Here is a 20,304-nt window from a genome sequence, read left to right as displayed (position 1 = left end):
TCCAAAATCACTCATCGATTAGTTCAAGCTAAAACGTCATAAGAGGCAGTGCTGCCAAAGTAGAAATCGATAAGGGAAATGCCGTCTACCGTTAACTGCCCGTCATAATTCCCTTGCTCAAAAAATGCATGATAATCAAGATCAATGTATCCTTCAGCCATCCACGTTTCTCTCACCACGCCAGAAGTTGCTCCTTGGCGCCATCCAGTCACATCTCTAAACAAAATTGAATCACCTGTACTTTTCACCACCAACGCCAAGTCACCGGCCATTTGGTATTGCTCGCCGTCAAAACTGACTACTTCAGCATCCCAAATATATTTCAAATCCGACCGATCATATCCTGCAAGATCGAAGACAGCCGATCCACTCTCAACCACGTCGTGTCCAAAGGAGCCGGAGAGATTAACAATGACCCCATCTTCTGGCTGAAAGAAGCCGTAAAAGTTGTATGCATCATTACCTTCGCCGCCGACAATTTCAGTGTCAGTTGCGTTAACGAAAAACTGATCGTTACCTTGCCCCCCGCTCAGATAAAATCCCGCATCAGATGATCCGCTGTACAGTTGATCATCGCCTTCCTCTCCATAAACCCAGGACTGGGCTTCACCGGCGTGCATGATATCATCCCCACTGCCGCCATAGAGATGGTCGATATCGTAGTACCCATCGTACTCCGGGCCTCCCCATATGACGTCTGCACCATCCCCGCCACTTAGGTTGTCATTACCTAAGCCGCCATCAAGATAGTCATTGCCCCCACCGCCAAAAATGATGTCGTCGCCTGCATCACCATACAGGTTTTGAACGCCCAGCCCACCTGTGATAACGTCGTGACCGTCGCCCCCAAAGACCTCGGAATTATCGCTACCGCTAACGCTTAATTGATCATCAGATCCGCTTCCATGAACAGTGGCTAAATTCACAAAACCGTTAAGCGCAATTGAGCCTTCGGTGGACAGGTCATCCAACGTACCGACGCCTGATGAGAGAGTAAGGGCCATGCCAGAATACGCCTGGCTCACGTTTATGACTGCGTGTGAGGTCTGGGCTACATTCACAGAAACGTCTGTGTCGGCGGCAATGTCATCATATACATCCAAACTAAAAAAGTCAGAATGTACGTTTATGGCCTCGATCGAAGTTAGGCGGTCTGAGTGTTCCTGAGAAAATACTTCAACTCCCAACATCGAAAAGGCGACATGCTCTTCTTCTGCATCGTATTCAGCGCTGTCCAGCCCCGCACCGCCATGTAAATAATTGTTACCTTCGTCACCGTGAATTACGTCGTCCCCATCATTCCCAAATATTACCTCATCTCGAGACGATCCCCATATCGTGTTGGCACTCGAGTTGCCGATCGTCATAATCGCGTCGTAATCATTGAGGCGCCCGGCCCAGCCCTCACCTACGTGAAAGGCCGATGCATTGTCCGACATAAACAGATATGCGCCGAAGGCCGTGGCATTAGCCATTCCTGTATCTACAAGAGGACCCGAAATGGCATTCCAAGCACTCACGTCGTCAATGCTGGCATTCCCATCACGCGACATACCAATTTCTTGAAGGCTTGATCCTAATATAACATCAAATCCCAAGCGGACTCCCGTTGTAGGTGTAAGAGATCCATAAGAAAACCACAATTTGTCGCTAGTAACTATACCAAGACCGTCATTCCTGACGGTCAGTATTCCCTCTTTTATGTAATTATTGTCGACGATTTTATTCATAGAAACTTCGCCAGAAAATTGAACTATCATCGATGAAAGCGCCATTTTCTCGCCAAACGAATCGATCTGCGATTGATTCTCAGCCTCTATTGCTCGACCGAATTCAGATGCATCATTATATAATGCCCGAATGCCAGTATTCCCGAATATCAGAGCGCCACTGTCGAGCGAAGAATATGCGATGGCGCCCAACATTTGCTGATTATGATAGGGATAGTAGATCGCGTCATTCGCATCTGGATCGAGTCCGGACATCGTGTCCATGACTTCATGGTCGAAAAGTGTTGGAGTGATATAATAAAACGCTTCTTGCCAGTCAGTATCTTGTATTTCGGTGTGGCCAAACATTGCGATGACCATCAATTCTGGCTGATGTAAGTACCAGCTACCGGGAAAAGAACTAGAGGTCAGTTCACTCCCTGCAACCATAAAGCCAGACCCCATGGATATCTCTACACTTGGCGTACTTCCGAAGAGGCGTAATGCCGATAGCGCCTCACCATCGACGTTATACGCAAATTGCCTATCGGTGTACCCGGTAGTCCCAAGGTTACTCACCTTGGTCGCGGCGGCGTCTAAGAACGGCATATGATCGAAGAGAACGGCGTTGGAGCCGGATACCGCGCTCACAAACCCGGCCAACCCACCTCCTAAAGACTGGCCAGTGAGGACAACATTGCTGGCAGTGGCTGTTGAAGATAGGCCAGTAACCTCTGTGTAATAATCGAGCGCTTGCTCCGCTTGATTGCCAATAAATCCCGCGCCTATTGACCATCCATTCCAGATATCTGACGAAGGATCAAAAATATTAGTATCGTCAGTGCCACGATAACTAATTATAATATCGCCGTTATACGAATAAGATACCGCCGAGAATCCAGTACTGACCTCATCGTTCGGGTCGGATGTACCAAGAATTACGGCGTCTCCAATTTGAGTTATACCATTGACGGTATTGAGTGCGATCCTGTGCCCTCCCGGCCCGCGATTGTACGCGTCCATTGCGAGGATCGATAAGAAAAGATTGTTATTCACCAGTTCCTCCTGAAATAAACTCAGATCCACCAATCGTGGCTAAAAGATAATCATTTCCGGTTGCTGGATTATAGGTGAACCGCCTTCCCATGAAATTTTTAATCCAAGGGAATAACATACTTATTTTATGTTTATATGGCTTGTCCGTGACAGATATATACATCTCAACTTCAAATGTATTATCAAGGTATTTCAACGAATACGGATTATCCGAGTTTTGGAGAATAATCGATGTCGGCGTTGTGGGTCCTGAGAATAATATAGGCCTGCCGATATTCTTTACGAAGTCCGCAGATTCCATTGGGCTTTGAGAGCAGTCGGCTTTTTTATGATAATTCATTATGTAATTTGTAACCGCATCCCCAGTGCAACCTTGATCATACACCAAGCCTTCGCCGGGCTCTGCCCGCCTAAGCAGAGTGAACACATGACCGAGCTCACCCAAATCAACTACAACCGCCTCTCCAATTAATCTAGCTCGATAAGGTTTAGACGCCATAAAGGAAAATAGAGCCCCTCCTTGTCTTGAAACGATGACTTCTCTTACGCTTGATCCAACGTAAGATTTTCCGTCTCTCATCACCTTTACTATCAATTCATAGTGATACTTCTGCGGCACATAGGAGCAGGCAGATGTAGCAAGGCCCGTTAGAAGAAGCAGGGACGCAGCGCTCATCCATTTCCTGGAACAAAGATAATTGCCTAAGCGCGTCACTCTTGCGCTTGTCCCCTTGCGATTTTCTAGCGTCGCGATCAGCCGCTTGCAAAATGAACTTTTGTGGGAGGTCGGCGCGTGGGGACACATCGAAACCACCACCCCTTGCCATACGCCTAAGGAATGCGAAAATTGGTACACCATCGGAACCAGCTTCAACGCCCGAAGCACCATAGCCACCCCCGTTTAGCCTCTAGCGCAGACCCGTGCCTCGCATATTATCGCGATTTGCACAATCGCCTCCAGCTAAGAATCGTCGAAATTGAGCTTATTTTCTAGCTAATTACTTGCGGTTTACGCCTGCTTCACATTTTGATCGACCGTCTGAACGACGATGCCATCGACTGGCCTTGACCATAACGGCCAAGGAGTAATGGAAATGTCGATCCTCAAGACCCTCAAGCTGACCGCTGCCACCCGCAATGCGCCCCTGACGCCAGAGCAGATGCTACGCGGCAAGCTGGTCAGCTATCTCAACGAACAGAAATCGCTCGCGGAAGCGGAAACCGCCGGAACGTCCTTTGTCGCGACCAAGAAGGTCACGCGCAAGAACGCTGAGGGCGAGAACATCCGCGTTGATGCGCCGCGCCATGTTCGCAAGGGCTGGTTCACGGATGCAGACGGCAAGATGTTCTTCCAGATTCGCTATGGTAGCAAGCCGCTGGAATTGACGAAGGGCATGAACGCCGTCGAGGTTGAGAACCTCGCGGAACTGCCCAGTCTGATCGTGTCGATCATCGAGGCCATCAATGCTGGCGAATTGGACGTGCAGGCGAAGGCCGCAAACGCCGACCGCAAGACCCAGCGCAAAGCCAAGCAGGCTACGGCCTCATGCAATTGACTGAATAGGGCGGGCCGCGCGTCCGCCCTTAACGTCCGCTCACTATTAGTGAGGTGAGCAGATCGCCAATGCCAATCCGGCGACCGTTGCGATCATAAGTGGCATTTATCGCGGGATCGAACCAGCCCACTGGCGATCCATTAGCCGCATAGCCCCTGATCTGCCGCCCTATCTGCTGCCGCCACCCCAGCAGTTTCCCCGAACTATCCCGCAAATTTTGCTGCATTCCAGCCTCCAATTTCGAGGCTATCGATCAAACGCAGGCTTTGTCCCGCGTCGATCCAAGATGGCTGCTCGCGCACACTATTAGTGGGCTTGCGCTGTCAGAGCTTCTGAGCGCGGTGGGCGCATTCACGCTGTTGCGCTGCTGGGGCTGGGCAGATCGCTTTCGTCGGGCTGGAGAACGCGCCTGAGCGCGGGATGCTTATCGCCCCACGGGTCGTTTTCCAATTCGGCCAGCCCAGCGGATTTTACCAGGGCATCGAAATCGAAATCCTCCCCACCGTTTTGTTTCGCAAAGCGCAGCGCGGCGAGGATCGTTGCGGGATCCCATTCGCCCTCTGGATATCCAGTCAGTTCTTTGACGCGGTGTTCTGGCAGCACATGGTCATAATGCTTGTGGATTTGCGTCACGGAGGTTCCGCAGTTGCGAGCAATGTCCGCGTGATGCTTCCCGTTCGTCAGTCGATCCGTGATGTAGGTATGTCGCAGGCTATAGATGGTGCGGTCGTGGCCATCTGGCCCTTTCAGCAATTCCGCCTCGGTCAGCAGATTGCGGAAAGTGTGGTGCGGATCCCAACCGGGCTTGAAGAGGAAAAGCTTCTCCTCCTCCGTGCTACCATCATCCTTTCGGAGATTCTCCAATTCCTGCAAATATGGCTTGAGGCCGGGCTGGCTGAAGACAATTCGCGTGCCCGTCTTGGTTTCGTTCATCACGGTGATCTTGGCGAGGCCGTCGCGGGTCCATTTCACGTCGCCCCATTTGCAGAGTGCGGCTTCGCGCGGCCTCATGCCCGTGAGATAATAGAACCAAACGAGGCATCGGACGATCTGGCGCTGATGATTGTGTAGTTTGTGCTGCCCGCCGTGTTGCCAATCATCCATGTGCTGCGCGAGCTTGAACCATTCGTCCGCATCAAATCCAAAGCGCTTGGCACGATTGGGATCGGTCTTGAGCAACGGCACCTTGATGCGTGGCATTACAGGGCAGAGTGACCAGCGCACGGCCTGATCCAGCGCCTGACGGATCAAACCTGTTTCCATCAAAAGCGTCTTTTGGGCGGGGCGCTTTGTTCCCTTGTCACGCCGCCAACCAACGTAATTTTCGACCTTCTGGACCGTGATCTTGTCCACGGCGCAGTTATCGAAATACGGCTTGATGTAGCGCTTGCCAGTCCCGTCATGGAGCCTCTGACGGTGAATGCTGAGATTCTTTTCAACCCAAGGAATCCAGCGTTTGTCCCAGAATTCGTCGAACTTGATCGAATTGAGTGGCATGTCAGCGTCGGCACGAGGCTTGAGCTTGCTGTATAGCTCAAGGGCAGCACGTTCCGCCCCCGCTTGATCTGCTGTTTTCAGGCTTCGTCGTGTGCGCTTGCCACCGCCAAGCTCCAAACGAGCCTGCCACGTCCCGTCGTTATTGTCGCCGCGCTTGTAGAGGACGATTGCGCCGCCCATCAATTTTACGGTGTCTTGCTGATGCCCCATGCTTGTCACCCTATGCGTGTAAAGGTGACTAAGTCGTAAGCTCAGGGGATCACATAATCGAACAAAACATGAACATGCGTGTAATTGCACGTGTTAGCTGCGTGCGTCAGGCTAACTTGCGGCAACGCATTTCTGGGGCAAGCGTGTAAGCTACGTGTAATGGAAAAAAGGGGCCATTTCTGACCCCTTTTTCCTTGATTTCCAACTGGTTAATCCCAGCTTCCAGATTAGCGCTTCGAGAACTGGAAGCTGCGGCGGGCCTTGGCCTTGCCGTACTTCTTGCGCTCGACGGCGCGGCTGTCGCGGGTCAGGAAGCCTTCGGCCTTGACCGCGCTGCGCAGCGCCGGCTCGTACTTGGCGAGCGCCTGGGCGATGCCGTGCTTGACCGCGCCGGCCTGGCCGGACAGGCCGCCGCCCTTGACGGTGGCGATCACGTCATACTGGCCTTCGCGCTCGGTGACGCCGAAGGGCTGGTTGATCACCAGGCGCAGGGTCGGGCGGGCGAAGTAGATTTCCTGGTCGCGGCCGTTGACCGTGATCTTGCCGGTGCCGGGCTTCACCCAGACGCGGGCGACGGCATCCTTGCGGCGGCCGGTCGCATAGGCGCGGCCGAGGCTGTCGATTTCCTGGGCGCGCAGCGGAGCGGCGGGCTGAGCCGGCGCGATCGGAGCGTCGGCGGCGGGCGCGGCGGCAGGAGCCGGCGCGTTGGCGGTCAGCGACGCGAGGTCGGACAGGGACTGGCGGTTATCGGACATTATGCACCCACCTTGTTCTTGCGGTTGCGCGACGCGAAGTCGAGCACTTCGGGGTTCTGCGCGGCGTGCGGGTGTTCGGCGCCGGCGAAGATGCGCAGGTTGCGCATCTGCTGGCGGCCCAGCGGACCGCGGGGGATCATGCGCTCGACGGCCTTTTCCAGGACGCGCTCGGGGAAACGGCCTTCCAGAACCTTCTGGGGGGTGGTTTCCTTGATGCCGCCGGCATAGCCGGTGTGCTTGTAATAGACCTTGTCGGTCAGCTTGCGGCCGGTGAACTTCACCTTTTCCGCGTTGATGATGATGACATTGTCACCGCAATCGACATGGGGGGTGAAGCTCGGCTTGTGCTTGCCGCGCAGGATGTTCGCGACGGTCGAGGCGAGGCGGCCGACGACGAGGCCTTCCGCGTCGATCAGAACCCATTTCTTTTCGACCGTGGCCGGGGTTGCCGGCTTGGTGGTCTTCATCAGCGCCTTCATGGTGCCAATACTCCAAGAATGAAACAGTGAATTGAAGGCTGTTTCCAGCTTTCGAAGATGCGCGCTAATGACGGGTGGGGACGTTCAAGTCAAGCGATTCGGCGGCTTTGCTGACGGGTAAAATGATACCCTCGCACTATGGCAACGCCTATCCCCGGCGTTCGCCCAGGGCGTGGGCGCCCCAGGCGGCCGATGCGACCACCAGCGCGCCGACCGCCTGGTGCAGCACCGCGAGAGGCAGCGCCATGCCGCTGACGACCGTGGCGATGCCGAGCGCGATCTGCGCGCCGACCGTCGCGTTGATCGCGATGGAGGGACCGCGCTGCCCCGCCTGCCGGGCCATGCGCGCCAGCATGACCAGCAGGATCGCGACGCCCCAGGCCCACCAGCGATGGATGAAATGGACCAGATAGGGATCGCTGGAGACGGTCGCCCAGAGCGAGCCGAGCCATTCGATCCCCCGCGGCACCAGATGGTCGTTCATCAGCGGCCAGGTGCTGGAGACATAGCCCGCGTCCAGACCGGCGGTGAAGGCGCCGAACATCAGTTGCGCCAGCAGCGCCAGCAGCGCGACCACCGCGAAGGGATGGAGCATGGCGGGCTTGGCGAAGGGAGTCTTGGCGCGGGTCAGCAGGTCGAGCGCGGTCCAGATCAGCCCGCCCATGATGAACAGCGCCGTCAGCAGATGCACCGCCAGCCGGTAATGGCTGACGTCGGTGCGCTCCGACAGGCCCGATTCCACCATCCACCAGCCGATGGCGCCTTGCAGCCCGCCGAGCGCCAGCAACGCGACGAGGCGCAGGCCATAGCCCTGGGGGATCGCCCTTTTCCACGCGAACCAGATCAACGGCAGCGCGAAGGCCAGGCCGATCAGCCGCCCCAGCAGCCGGTGCACCCATTCCCAGAAGAAGATGAACTGGAAGTCGCCCAGCGTCATGCCCTGCCGCAACTGCCGATATTCCGGGATCTTCTGATAGTCGCGAAAGGCCTGCATCCATTGGTCGTGGGTCAGCGGCGGGATGGCGCCGGCGATCGGTTTCCACTGGGTGATCGACAGGCCGGATTCGGTCAGGCGGGTGATGCCGCCGACCACGACCATGCAGAAGACGAGGGCTGCGACCGTCAGCAGCCAGCGCGCGATCGGCGCGGGGCGTGGGACGGCGGTGGCGGGTCGGCTCAGGGTCGTCGCGGTCATGGCGCCGATCCATGCGCGCTTGTTTCGCGCGTTGCAAGGATAACCCGGAACCATGGACAAAGGTCGTAACGCCTTCTGCATGAACGGATACAAAGCGTTGGACAGGCGTATCTGGCCCTATGGACAGGCTGACCGAGGATAACCGATTGAGCGGCGCGCCGGGCATAGCGGAGATGATCGCCGCCCAGGGCGCATTGGGCGCGCTCACCGCCCGCATCGACGCGGGATCGCCGCTGGGGCCGGTGAACGGCTGGTCGCCCGCGCTGGTGTCGACCGTGCGGCTGATGCTGTCGTCGCAGGCGGAGATCGTGCTGTTCTGGGGCCCGGAACTCTGCGCGCTCTATAACGAAGCCTATGCGCCCACCATCGGAGACAAGCATCCCCGCGTGCTGGGCCGCCCGGCGCGGGAGGGGTGGACGGAATTGTGGGACGACCTGGAGCCGCTGCTGCGTTCCGTCATCGACCGGGGCCAGTCGGTGCATGCCAAGGACCGCCCCTTCTATATCGAGCGGGACGGCGGACAGGGCGAACAGGTGTTCTTCGACATCAACTATTCCCCGGTGTTCGAGGCGGACGGCTCCGTCGGCGGCGCGCTGTGCATCGTCAGCGAGACGACCAAGCGCGTGCTGGCCGAAAAGGAGATGCGGGCCGACCGCGCCCGGCTCTGGGCGCTGGCGCGCGATCCCTTCCTGGTCGCCGACCGGGACGGCACCTGGCTGGCGGCCAGTCCGGCCTGGACCGACATATTGGGATGGAGCGAGGCGGAACTGATCGGCCGCACGTCCGAATGGATGGAGCATCCCGACGACCTGGAGAAGACCAAGGGCGAGATCGCCGGGCTGGCGCGGGGCACGCCGACGGTGCGGTTCGAAAACCGATTCCGGGCGAAGGACGGCAGCTACCGCAATTTCAGTTGGACGGCGGTGCCGGAAAACGACCTTATCTATTGCGTCGCCCGCGACGTGACCGAGCAGCGCGCCCATGCCAGGGCGCTGGCGGAGGCGGAAGAGGCGCTGCGGCAGGCGCAGAAGATGGAGACGCTGGGCCAGCTGACCGGCGGCGTGGCGCATGATTTCAACAATCTGCTGCAGATCGTCACCGGCAATCTGGAACTGCTGCAACGCGGCCTGAACGAGGACCAGGCGCGGCTGCGGCGCGCCGCCGACAACGCCATGGCGGGCGCGGAGCGGGCCGCTTTGCTGACGCAGCGCCTGCTCGCCTTTGCCAGGCGCCAGCCGCTGGCGCCCGAGCGGATCGACCCCAACCGGCTGGTGAGCGGCATGTCGGACATGCTCAACCGCACATTGGGCGAGACGATAGAGGTGGAGACGATCCAGAGCGCGCGCATCTGGCCGATCGAGATCGACGTCAACCAGATGGAGAATGCGCTGCTGAACCTGGCGGTGAATGCCCGCGACGCCATGCCGGACGGCGGCAAGCTGACCATAGAGGTCGCCAACACCCATATCGACGAGGATTATGCCGCGCAGGAGGCGGAGGTTTCCCCCGGCCAATATGTGCTGATCAGCGTGTCCGACACCGGCGAGGGCATGGACGAAGAGGTGCTGAGCCACGCCATCGAACCCTTCTTCACCACCAAGGAGGTCGGACGGGGCACTGGCCTGGGCCTGTCGATGGTCTATGGCTTCATCAAGCAGTCGGGCGGGCATATCCGCGTCTATTCCGAAAGCGGCCATGGCACGACGGTCAAGATCTACCTGCCCCGCTTCTACGGTCCCCTGCCCGACAATGACACGGGGGTCGCCGAACGCACCGCGCCGGTGTGCGGCGGCGACGAGACGGTGCTGGTGTGCGAGGACGACGACAAGGTGCGCGCCTATACCGTCGACGTGCTGAAGGAACTGGGCTATCGGGTGATCGAGGCGAATGACGGCGCGGCGGCGCTGCGGGCGCTGGACGCGGCGTCGCAATCCATCGACCTGCTGTTCACCGACGTCATCCTGCCCGGCGGCATGACCGGGGCCGACATCGCGCAACAGGCGCGGGCGCAGCAACCGGGGCTGAAGGTGCTGTTCGCCACCGGCTATGCGCGCAACGCCATCATCCATCACGGCCGTCTCGACCCGGGCGTGGAACTGCTGACCAAGCCCTTCACCTATGCGGAGCTGGCGACCAAGGTGCGCGACATGCTGGACCGGGACGAGGCGCGGCAGGTGGGGTGACGCCCCTTAGAGGTCGCATTTTCCGAGCCGTCGACCGTGAACGGCCAAGTTGAAAATGCTCTGGGCAGCGTGGACAAATTCAAGACTCGCCGGACTGCGTGATTTGGGTGGAGAGCGGACGTTCCCCTATTCGTCGCCCCTCCCCCCTATTCGTCACCCCGGACTTGATCCGGGGTCCCGCTGCCTTGGACGAGGCGGGCGCTCAGACAAGAAAGCGGGACCCCGGATCAAGTCCGGGGTGACGGAAACTAATGACCGCAACTGGCCAATTCCCGACATTCCGAATTTGTCCACGCGGCCTAGGGCGTCCGTCGCCACGCGGCGACCAGTTCGGCCGCCCGGTCCCGGACCGTCGCCGCGCCGTCGCCGGGGCGGTAGAGCGCGCCGCCGACGCCGATCCCCTCGCAGCCGGCGGCCAGCCATTCCCCGATCGTGTCCGCGCCCGCGCCACCGACCGCCCAGACGCCCACATGTTTGGGCAGCACGTCCTTCAGCGCCTTCACATAAGCGGGGCCGAGACGGGCGGCGGGAAAGAGCTTGATCCGGCGCGCCCCCGCCTGGATCGCGGCGAAGGCTTCGCTGGGGGTCATGAAGCCGGGGAGCAGTTCCAGCCCGAGTTCGGCGCCCCGTGCGATCACCTGCATGTCGGTGTTGGGCGTCACCATGATCCGCCCGCCCGCGCCGTGCAGTTCCTCCACCGCCCGCACCGACAGCAGCGTGCCGCCGCCGATCAGCGCCCGGTCGCCATATTCGGCCTGCATCGCGGCGATGCTGGCGAGCGGATCAGGCGAGTTGAAGGGCACTTCGAGGATGCGGACGCCCGCATCGATCAGGGCTGCGCCGATCCCAAGCGCCTCCTGCGGCCGGATGCCGCGCAGGATCGCGCAGATGGGCGGCGCGCCTTGCGCCAGCAGGTCGTCGAGGGTCATGACGGGTCTCCGTGGGGATGGTGGGGGTGCCCAGAAAGGCCCAGCCCGGCCAGCGAGCAGGCGTCGCCGTCCAGCGCCTGGGCCACCAGCCCCCGCCTGCCCAGCGCTTCGGCATAGAGCGTCGAGAGGCGGCCGTCGCCGATGAGCCATATGTCGTCCGCCTGTTCGAGCATGTCTGCGACCTCCGCGATCTCCGTCCCGATCAGCAGGCCGGACAGATAGCCCGCGGCCCACTCCGCCGGGCGCCCCGCCCGCAGCCGCATGGTCCGCGCCGCGAACAGGGAGGAGAGCGGGCGCCCCTCCTGCGCCCGCGCCAGCCCCTCTGCAAAGCCCTGCGCCTCCCGCGCAGGATCGGGCCGGTCGGCCTGCGCGCCCAGGGTGGAACGGTCCCGCAGCAGGGCGAAAAGCTCGCCCGTCGGCATGGTGCGGAAGGAGGAGACGCGGCCATCCTGCACCACCGCCCATTTATTGTGCGTGCCGGGCAGAACGATCAGGCTGCGGCCCTGCCCCAGCGCCGGATCGCGCGCCATGGCGCCGAATATCTGCGTTTCCTCTCCCCGCATCACATCGGGCGCGCCGTTCGCGCCGGTGCAGGCGAGGCCCGCCATGATCGCGACGGGCACGCCGCGCCAGGCGAACCGCGTCGCCGCCGCACGCCAGGTCGCGGCGTCGGCGGGGCAATCCGCATAGGGCGCCTCCACCCAGCCGTCGCGGGCGCCGGCCATGCCGCAAAGGCGGATCTGCGTCGGCGCGGCTTCCTCCAGCCAGGGGCCGATGGCGGCGGCGAAGGCCGCTTCCGCCTGCCCCGCCGCCGCGCCGATGCCGGGGCCGTCATGGCGCGCCGTCACGCGGCCTTGCTCCACGCGGAACAGCCTCAGGCGGCTGGTGCCCCAGTCGCCGACGACCTCATAGCGGCTCATCAAATTCATCACTTCGTCCGAAGCATCCTTGAAAATCTATTTGTATGAGTATATCTGAGGGGCGAGCGGGTCAACTTGCCCCGGAATCCATCCACCATCTTCTTCGACAGGTGCCTTTCCCAATGAGCGATTCGTCCAAGCCCGCCGACAAGCTGCGCAGCCGCGCCTGGTTCGACAACCCAGACAATATAGACATGACCGCGCTCTATCTGGAGCGTTATCTGAATTTCGGCCTGAGCCTGGAGGAACTGCGCAGCGGCAAGCCGATCATCGGCATCGCCCAGACGGGCAGCGACCTCAGCCCCTGCAACCGCCATCATATGGTGCTGGCCGAGCGGGTGCGCGAGGGCATTCGGGAGATGGGCGGCATCGCGCTGGAATTTCCGGTCCACCCGATCCAGGAAACCGGCAAGCGGCCGACGGCGGGGCTGGACCGCAACCTGGCCTATCTGGGGCTGGTCGAGGCGATCTACGGCTATCCGCTGGACGGGGTGGTGCTGACCACCGGCTGCGACAAGACGACGCCCGCGCTGCTGATGGCGGCGGCGACGGTCAACATCCCCGCCATCGCCCTGTCGGTCGGGCCGATGCTGAACGGCTGGTTCAAGGGCGAGCGGACGGGTTCGGGCACCATCGTCTGGCATGCGCGGCAATTGCTGGCGGCGGGCAAGATCGACGATGAGGGCTTCATCAAGCTGGTGGCGTCCTCCGCGCCGTCGACCGGCTATTGCAACACCATGGGCACGGCGACGACGATGAACTCGCTGGCCGAGGCGCTGGGCATGATGCTGCCGGGATCGGCGGCGATCCCCGCGCCCTATCGCGACCGGCAGGAGGTCGCCTATCGGACCGGCAGGCGCATCGTCGAGATGGTGGCGGAGAACCTGAAGCCGTCCGACATATTGACGCTGGACGCGTTCCACAACGCCATCGTCGTCAATTCGGCCATCGGCGGGTCGACCAATGCGCCGATCCACCTGGCGGCGATCGCGCGCCATGTGGGGGTGGAGCTGCCGCTCAAGGATTGGGAGACGGTGGGGCACAAGGTGCCGCTGCTGGTGAACCTCCAGCCCGCCGGCGAATATCTGGGCGAGGATTATTATCGCGCCGGCGGCGTGCCGGCGGTGGTGGGCCAGCTTATCGAACAGGGCCTGATCCGCGAAGGCGCGATGACCGTCAACGGCAAGACCATGGGTCAGAATTGCCGGGGCGTGGAGATCGAGGATGAGAAGGTCATCCGTCCCTTCGCCCGGCCGCTGAAGGAGGATGCCGGGTTCCTGGTGCTGTCGGGCAATCTGTTCGACGCGGCGGTGATGAAGACCAGCGTGATTTCGGACGAGTTCCGGGAGCGTTATCTGTCCAATCCGGAAGATCCCAACGCCTTTGAAGGCCCGGCGGTCGTGTTCGACGGGCCGGAGGATTATCATGCGCGGATCGACGATCCGGCCGTCGGCATCACGCCCGATACGCTGCTGTTCATGCGCGGCGCCGGCCCGGTCGGCTATCCGGGCGCGGCGGAGGTGGTGAACATGCGGCCGCCCGCCTACCTCATCACCGAGGGCGTGTCCGCCCTGCCCTGCATCGGGGACGGGCGGCAGTCGGGGACTTCGGGCAGCCCTTCCATCCTCAACGCCTCGCCCGAAGCGGCGGCCATGGGCGGCCTGGCGCTGCTGCGGACCGGCGACCGGGTGCGCATGGACCTGAACGAGGGCACGGTGAACGTCCTCATTTCAAACGAGGAACTGGCCGGCCGCCGGACGGCGCTGGAGGCGGAGGGGGGCTATAAATATCCCGCCTCGCAGACGCCGTGGCAGGAAATCCAGCGCTCCGTCGTCGGCCAGCTGAACACCGGCGCGATCCTGGAGGGCGCGGAGAAATATCAGCGCATCGCCCAGACCATGGGCCTGCCGCGCGACAATCATTAATCCCATTTCGGAGTTTATCCCCATGTTCAACGGAGCCATTCTTGTCGGCGCGAGCGAGCGCCAGGGCGGCGAACCCTTCTTCGCCATCGACCCGTCGACCGGCGCGAAGGGCGAGGTCGCCTTTCACAACGCCTCGGCCGCCGATGTCGCGGACGCCTGCGCGCTGGCCGACGCCGCGTTCGAGAGCTTCTCCACGCTGACGCCCGACGCCCGCGCCGCCTTTCTGGAGGCGGTGGCAGACCGGATCATGGCCATTGGCGACCTGCTGATCACCACCGCCATGAGCGAGACCGGCCTGCCGCGCGGCCGGCTGGAGGGCGAGCGGGGCCGCACCGTCGGCCAGCTTCGCCTGTTCGCAGGCTATGTGCGCCAGGGCGACTGGCTGGACGCCACCATCGACAAGGCCTTGCCGGAGCGCCAGCCGCTGCCGCGCAGCGACCTGCGCCGCGTCAACCAGTCGGTCGGTCCCGTCGCCGTGTTCGGCGCGTCCAACTTCCCGCTCGCCTTCTCGGTCGCGGGCGGCGACACCGCATCGGCCTTCGCGGCGGGTTGCCCGGTGGTGGTGAAGGGCCACCCGGCCCATCCCGGCACCGGCGAACTGGTCGCCCGCGCCATCGCCGCGGCGGTCAGGGACAGCGGCCTGCATGAAGGCGTGTTTTCCTACCTGCCCGGCACGACCAACGACCTCGGCGGCGCGCTGGTGGCCGATCCGCGCATCAAGGCTGTGGGCTTCACCGGGTCGCGGGGCGGCGGCCTTGCCCTCATGAAGATCGCGGCCGAGCGCAAGGAGCCGATCCCGGTCTATGCCGAAATGTCGAGCATCAATCCGGTCGTGCTGCTGCCCGGCGCGCTCGCCGCCCGCGCCGAAGCGCTGGGCACCGCCTTCGTCGGATCGCTGACGCTGTTTTCGGGCCAGTTCTGCACCAATCCCGGACTGGTGATCGCGATCGACAGCCCCGATCTGGACCGTTTCGTCGCTTCGGCCGCCCAAGCGCTGTCGGGCAATGCGGCGCAGGTCATGCTGACGCCCGGCATCCATGCCGCCTATGAAAAGGGCGTCGCGGCGCTGGCCGGGGCGGAGGGCGTCACCACCATCGCCCGCGGCATGGCGGCGGACGGCGTCCATCGCGGCCAGCATGCGCTGTTCGCCGCCAGCGGCGAGCAGTTCCGCGCCAATCCGGCGCTGGCGCATGAAGTGTTCGGTTCCTCCTCCATCCTCGTCAAATGCGCGACGATCGAGGAGGTCATCGACACCATCGCCCGGATGGAGGGGCAGTTGACCGCGACGCTCCAGATGGACGACGGCGACCAGGCCGATGCCGCGAAGCTGCTGCCCACCCTGTCCCGCAAGGTCGGGCGCGTGCTGGCGAACGGCTGGCCGACCGGGGTGGAAGTCACCCATGCCATGGTGCATGGCGGCCCCTTCCCCTCCACCTCCGACGGCCGTTCGACGTCCGTGGGCACGCTGGCGATGATGCGCTTCCTGCGCCCGGTCTGTTATCAGGACATGGCCGACGCGGTGCTGCCGCCCGCCCTCCAGGCCGCCAACCCGTGGAAGCTCAACCGCCGCGTCGAAGGCAGGCTGGAGATCGCCCGGTGAGCCTGTCCGGGACGCCATCCATGATCCGTTCGCTGGTCCAGTTCGAGGAGGGCGGCCGCCGCGGCGTCGCCGCCCTTGACGGAACCGGCGCGGCCCGGCGGGTGGAGGGCGCGGATTCCACTCGCGCGCTGGCGCTGGAGGCGATCGCGGCGGGGCAAGGCCTGGCCGCCATGGCCGAACCGCGGCTGGGCGGGACGGTGGACCTTTCCGCCGTCCGGCTGCTCTGCCCCATCGACCATGAGGATGCCGCGCATCTGCTGGTCGCGGGCACGGGCCTCACCCATCTCGGATCGGCGGAGGGCCGCGACAAGATGCACAAGGCGGCCGCGTCGGGCGATCTGACCGACAGCATGCGCATGTTCCTGATGGGCGTGGAGGGCGGCAAGCCCGCCGACGGCGGCATCGGCGCGCAGCCCGAATGGTTCTACAAGGGAGACGGCCGGACACTGGTTCATCCCGGCGAGGATTTCGCCATGCCCGCCTTCGCGGAGGATGGCGGGGAGGAGCCGGAGGTCGCCGGCATCTACCTGATCGACGCGGACGGCGCGCCGGTCAGGCTGGGCTTTGCCCTGGGCAATGAATTTTCCGATCATGTCACCGAACGCGGCAATTATCTCTGGCTCGCGCACAGCAAGCTGCGTCAGGCCGCGCTGGGGCCGGAACTGCTGCTGGGCGACCTGCCCGACGACCTGCGCGGCACCAGCCGCATCGTCCGCGATGGCGAGACGGTCTGGGAAAGGCCCTTCCTTTCCGGCGAGGCCAACATGTCGCACCGGATCGGCAATCTGGAACATCATCATTTCAAATATGGCCTGTTCCGTCGTCCGGGCGACATCCATGTCCATTTCTTCGGCACCGCCACCCTCTCCTTTTCGGACGGCTTCGCCGCGCGGGAAGGCGACGTGTTCGAGGTGGAGGCCGCGCCCTTCACCCTGCCGGTGCGCAACGGCCTGCGCCGCGCGGCGGACGAAGGCCTGGCAAGGGTGAAAGTCCTATGACCATCCGGGCAGGCCTTGTCGGGCTGGGCAAGATCGCCCGCGACCAGCATCTTCCCGCCATTGCGAGGACCGACGGCATAGAGCTGGTCGCCGTCGCCAGCCGCAATGCGCAGGAGGAGGGGTTGAACAACTATCCCGATCTGGACGCGATGCTGGCCGGGGAGGCGGACATGGACGCCGTCATCCTCTGCCAGCCGCCGCAGGTCCGCTACCAGGCGGCGCGGCAGGCGATCCTGGCGGGCAAGCATGTCTTCCTGGAAAAGCCGCCGGGCGCCACCGTGTCGGAAGTGGAGGCGCTGATCGCCCTTGCCGGGGCGCAGGGCGTCACCCTCTATGCAAGCTGGCACAGCCGCCATGCCGCCGCGGTCGCGCAGGCGAAGGCGTGGATGGCGTCGCGCGCGATCCGCCGCATCGACATCCAGTGGCGCGAGGATGTCCGTCACTGGCATCCGGGCCAGCCCTGGATCTGGGAAGCGGGCGGCTTCGGCGTGTTCGATCCGGGCATCAACGCCCTGTCGATCCTGACGGAGATCGTGCCGGAGCCGGTGACGATGCTGTCGGCCAGGCTGGAAGTGCCGGAGAACAAGGACGCGCCCATCGGCGCGGCGCTCAGCATGGCGACGGCTTCGGGCGCGGCGGTGGAGGCCCTGTTCGACTGGCGCCAGACCGGCCCGCAGACCTGGGACATCGCGGTCGAGACGGCGAACGGCAGCCTGCTGTTGTCGGAGGGCGGCAACACGCTGCGCCTGGACGGCGAAGTCCAGATCAAGGCGCCGGACGAGGAATATCCGGCCATGTACCGCCGCTTCGTCGGGCTGGTCGCGGACCGGGCGATCGACGCGGACATCGCGCCGTTGCGATTGGTGGCGGACGCCTTCCTTTGTGGCCGGCATTGCCCTACGACGGCCTTCGACGACTGAACAGGGGGGCCTGAACATTGGAAAGCGAGCGCAAGGACGTAACGGAACGCAAGATAGCTACGGACGAAGGCTCGCTTCGCATCCACCAGGCCATCGCCCGGCAATTGGGCACGGCGATCCTGATGGGAACCCACAAGCCCGGCGACCTGTTCGAGGGGGAGATAGAGGCGTCGGAGCGGCTCCGCGTATCCCGCACCGCCTATCGGGAGGCGGTGCGCATCCTGATCGCCAAGGGGATGCTGGAAAGCCGGCCCAAGGCCGGAACCCGCGTGCTGCCGCGCAGTCGATGGAACGTGCTGGACCCGGAAATGCTGGCCTGGATGTTCGCGGGGGAACCGGACCGCGACTTCATCCGCGACCTGTTCGAACTGCGCGGGGTGATCGAGCCGGCGGCGGCCGAATTCGCGGCGCGGCGGCGGACCGACGAGCAACTGGCCGTCATGGCGCAGGCGCTGGACGAGATGGGAAAGCACGGGCTTTCCACGCCGGAGGGGCGGGCGGCGGACCAGCGTTTCCACCATGCGGTGCTGGCGGCGACGCATAATGACGCGCTCGCCGCGCTGGCCAGTTCGGTGGGAGCGGCGGTGGGTTGGACCACCACCTTCAAGCATCGCAAGAAGCTGCTGCCGCGCGATCCCCTGCCCGATCACGAGGCGGTCTATCAGGCCATCGCCGCCCGCGACACCGCCGCGGCGCGCAGCAGCATGGTGGAATTGCTGCGGCTGGCCATGGCCGACATGGACGTGGTGATGGCGGATCGCGGCAAGCCCTGAGCGAGGGCGCGCCGGCGGGCGGAATGCGCCGTCAGTTCACCGGGGCCCGCCGCCGGTAGCTGAGCGCCTCCGCCACATGGACGCGCCCGACCCGCTCGGCGCCGGCCAGGTCGGCGATGGTGCGCGCCACGCGCAGCACGCGGGTATAGCCCCGCGCCGACAGCTTCATCGCCGCGGCCGCCTGCGCCAGCAATTCGCGGCCGGCCTGATCCGGCCCGGCGACGTCCTCCAGCCGCTCTCCATCCACCTCGGCATTGGTGCGCAGCGAAGTCCCTTCGTAACGGCGCGTCTGCACCGCCCGCGCCGCCGCGACGCGGGCCGCGACCTCGGCCGATCCTTCGGCGGGAGGGGGCAGGACCAGGTCCGCCGCCGTCACCGCCTGCACCTCCACATGCAGGTCGATGCGGTCGAGCAGCGGTCCCGACACCTTGGCCTGATAGTCCGCCGCGCAGCGCGGGGCGCGGGAACAGGCCAGCGCCGGATCGCCCAGATGGCCGCAGCGGCAGGGGTTCATCGCCGCCACCAACTGCACCCGCGCCGGGAAGGTGACATGCGCATTGGCCCGCGCCACGGTGACTTCCCCCGTCTCCAGCGGCTGGCGCAGGGAGTCCAGGACGGTCCTCTGGAATTCGGGCAGTTCGTCGAGGAACAGCACGCCCAGATGCGCCATGCTGACCTCGCCCGGCCGCGCCTTGTGCCCGCCGCCGACCAGTGCCGCCATGGACGCGCTGTGATGCGGATTGCGGAAGGGGCGGGCGCGGCTGATCCGGCCGCCCTCCAGCATGCCGGCGACGCTCGCCACCATGGAGGTTTCCAGCGCCTCGCCCGGCGTCAGTTCGGGCAATATGCCGGGCAGGCAGCTCGCCATCAGCGACTTGCCCGCGCCGGGCGGGCCGACCATCAGCAGATTATGGCCGCCCGCCGCCGCGATCTCCAGCGCGCGCTTGGCGCTTTCCTGGCCCTTGACCTGCCTGAGGTCCGCGGTCCGGACGGGCGGCTCCACCTCGCCAGGGCGCGGGGGCGAGAGGGCGGCGGCGCCCTTGAAATGGTTGAGGATGGCCAGCAGGTCGGGCGCGGCGATCACCTCCACCTGACCGGCCCAGGCGGCTTCCGCGCCCTGCGCCACCGGACAGACCAGGCCCAGTTCCCGCTCCCCCGCATGGAGCGCGGCGAGCAGCACGCCGGGCGTCGGGGCGATGCGGCCGTCCAGCCCCAGTTCCCCCACGACGACATAGCCCGCCAGCGTCTCGGCATCGATCACGCCCATGGCGCCCAGCAGCGCCAGCGCAATGGGAAGGTCGAAATGCGACCCCTCCTTCGGCAGGTCGGCGGGCGAGAGGTTCACGGTGATCCGCTTGGGCGGCAGCGAAAGGCCGATGGCGGCGATGGCGTTGCGCACCCGTTCCCGGCTTTCCGCGACCGCCTTGTCCGGCAGGCCGACGACGATGAAATTGGGGAGGCCGGGCACGAGCTGGCACTGAACCTCCACGCCGCGCGCTTCCAGCCCCAGATAGGCGACCGTCGATACCGTCGAAACCAATGATGTTCCCCCTGCGCCCCGTCGAGTCCATCCCCGCCATGCTCCCGCCTTCGCAGGAA

Annotated in this window: 16 protein-coding genes; 7 read left to right on the top strand and 9 right to left on the bottom strand. The window is 63.4% G+C overall.

All coding sequences use genetic code 11. From position 1 onward, the window contains the following. Nucleotides 1-23: 23 nt before the first annotated feature. On the bottom strand, nt 24-2,765 hold the full coding sequence (locus tag Sj15T_RS16340) for an RTX toxin (protein WP_013039159.1): 2,742 nt from the start codon (nt 2,763-2,765) through the stop codon (nt 24-26). Next, nucleotides 2,758-3,441, bottom strand: a complete 684-nt coding sequence (locus Sj15T_RS16335; protein WP_148225527.1) for a hypothetical protein — start codon at nt 3,439-3,441, stop codon at nt 2,758-2,760. Before Sj15T_RS16335 ends, Sj15T_RS16340 begins: the two co-directional genes overlap by 8 nt. A gap of 418 nt (nt 3,442-3,859) precedes the next feature. Between Sj15T_RS16335 and Sj15T_RS16330 the strand changes: the two genes are divergently transcribed. Next, complete coding sequence (locus tag Sj15T_RS16330) at nt 3,860-4,321, top strand: DUF6641 family protein (RefSeq protein WP_041386240.1); 462 nt, start codon at nt 3,860-3,862, stop codon at nt 4,319-4,321. 351 nt (nt 4,322-4,672) lie between these two features. Here Sj15T_RS16330 and Sj15T_RS16325 read toward each other — a convergent pair whose 3' ends face one another. From Sj15T_RS16325 to Sj15T_RS16310, 4 genes are all read right to left on the bottom strand, one after another. Beyond that, a complete protein-coding gene (locus tag Sj15T_RS16325; protein WP_013039156.1) occupies nt 4,673-6,028 on the bottom strand; it encodes a tyrosine-type recombinase/integrase in 1,356 nt (451 codons plus the stop codon). Nucleotides 6,029-6,255: 227 nt separating this feature from the next. After that, nucleotides 6,256-6,783 carry a 30S ribosomal protein S9 gene (gene rpsI / locus Sj15T_RS16320; protein ID WP_013039155.1) on the bottom strand — a complete coding sequence of 176 codons (528 nt, stop codon included), beginning with the start codon at nt 6,781-6,783 and terminating at the stop codon, nt 6,256-6,258. Next, nucleotides 6,783-7,262 carry a 50S ribosomal protein L13 gene (gene rplM / locus Sj15T_RS16315; RefSeq protein ID WP_007686594.1) on the bottom strand — a complete coding sequence of 160 codons (480 nt, stop codon included), beginning with the start codon at nt 7,260-7,262 and terminating at the stop codon, nt 6,783-6,785. Before rplM ends, rpsI begins: the two co-directional genes overlap by 1 nt. Nucleotides 7,263-7,410: 148 nt before the next feature. Continuing rightward, nucleotides 7,411-8,457 carry a COX15/CtaA family protein gene (locus tag Sj15T_RS16310; protein WP_013039154.1) on the bottom strand — a complete coding sequence of 349 codons (1,047 nt, stop codon included), beginning with the start codon at nt 8,455-8,457 and terminating at the stop codon, nt 7,411-7,413. Nucleotides 8,458-8,576: 119 nt separating this feature from the next. Between Sj15T_RS16310 and Sj15T_RS16305 the strand changes: the two genes are divergently transcribed. After that, entirely contained in the window at nt 8,577-10,640 is a 2,064-nt protein-coding gene (locus Sj15T_RS16305; RefSeq protein ID WP_013039153.1) for an ATP-binding protein, read from the top strand. A gap of 299 nt (nt 10,641-10,939) precedes the next feature. Here Sj15T_RS16305 and Sj15T_RS16300 read toward each other — a convergent pair whose 3' ends face one another. Both Sj15T_RS16300 and Sj15T_RS16295 read right to left on the bottom strand, forming a co-directional pair. Beyond that, on the bottom strand, nt 10,940-11,569 hold the full coding sequence (locus tag Sj15T_RS16300; RefSeq protein WP_007686598.1) for a 2-dehydro-3-deoxy-6-phosphogalactonate aldolase: 630 nt from the start codon (nt 11,567-11,569) through the stop codon (nt 10,940-10,942). Further along, complete coding sequence (locus Sj15T_RS16295; protein ID WP_013039152.1) at nt 11,566-12,498, bottom strand: 2-dehydro-3-deoxygalactonokinase; 933 nt, start codon at nt 12,496-12,498, stop codon at nt 11,566-11,568. Before Sj15T_RS16295 ends, Sj15T_RS16300 begins: the two co-directional genes overlap by 4 nt. Before the next feature lie 113 nt (nt 12,499-12,611). Between Sj15T_RS16295 and Sj15T_RS16290 the strand changes: the two genes are divergently transcribed. The 5 genes from Sj15T_RS16290 to Sj15T_RS16270 are packed head-to-tail and all read left to right on the top strand — an operon-like array spanning nt 12,612 to nt 18,705. Beyond that, nucleotides 12,612-14,414: an IlvD/Edd family dehydratase gene (locus tag Sj15T_RS16290; protein WP_013039151.1), complete on the top strand. Its 1,803-nt coding sequence runs from the start codon at nt 12,612-12,614 to the stop codon at nt 14,412-14,414. A 22-nt stretch (nt 14,415-14,436) separates the two neighbouring features. Beyond that, a complete protein-coding gene (locus Sj15T_RS16285) occupies nt 14,437-16,014 on the top strand; it encodes an aldehyde dehydrogenase (NADP(+)) (protein WP_013039150.1) in 1,578 nt (525 codons plus the stop codon). A 20-nt stretch (nt 16,015-16,034) separates the two neighbouring features. After that, on the top strand, nt 16,035-17,012 hold the full coding sequence (araD1, locus tag Sj15T_RS16280) for an AraD1 family protein (RefSeq protein WP_013039149.1): 978 nt from the start codon (nt 16,035-16,037) through the stop codon (nt 17,010-17,012). Beyond that, on the top strand, nt 17,009-17,932 hold the full coding sequence (locus Sj15T_RS16275) for a Gfo/Idh/MocA family oxidoreductase (protein WP_013039148.1): 924 nt from the start codon (nt 17,009-17,011) through the stop codon (nt 17,930-17,932). The genes araD1 and Sj15T_RS16275 overlap by 4 nt, the downstream gene beginning before the upstream one ends. Nucleotides 17,933-17,949: 17 nt before the next feature. Then, entirely contained in the window at nt 17,950-18,705 is a 756-nt protein-coding gene (locus Sj15T_RS16270) for an FCD domain-containing protein (RefSeq protein WP_013039147.1), read from the top strand. Nucleotides 18,706-18,736: 31 nt separating this feature from the next. Here Sj15T_RS16270 and Sj15T_RS16265 read toward each other — a convergent pair whose 3' ends face one another. Continuing rightward, nucleotides 18,737-20,245, bottom strand: a complete 1,509-nt coding sequence (locus tag Sj15T_RS16265; protein WP_013039146.1) for a YifB family Mg chelatase-like AAA ATPase — start codon at nt 20,243-20,245, stop codon at nt 18,737-18,739. Between the last annotated feature and the right edge of the window lie 59 nt (nt 20,246-20,304).

This window comes from Sphingobium sp. TA15 (assembly GCF_037101235.1).
Taxonomy (GTDB): Bacteria; Pseudomonadota; Alphaproteobacteria; order Sphingomonadales; family Sphingomonadaceae; genus Sphingobium; species Sphingobium indicum.
Note: the sequence above shows the minus strand (reverse complement) of the source record. Positions and strands in the feature narration are given on the sequence as shown.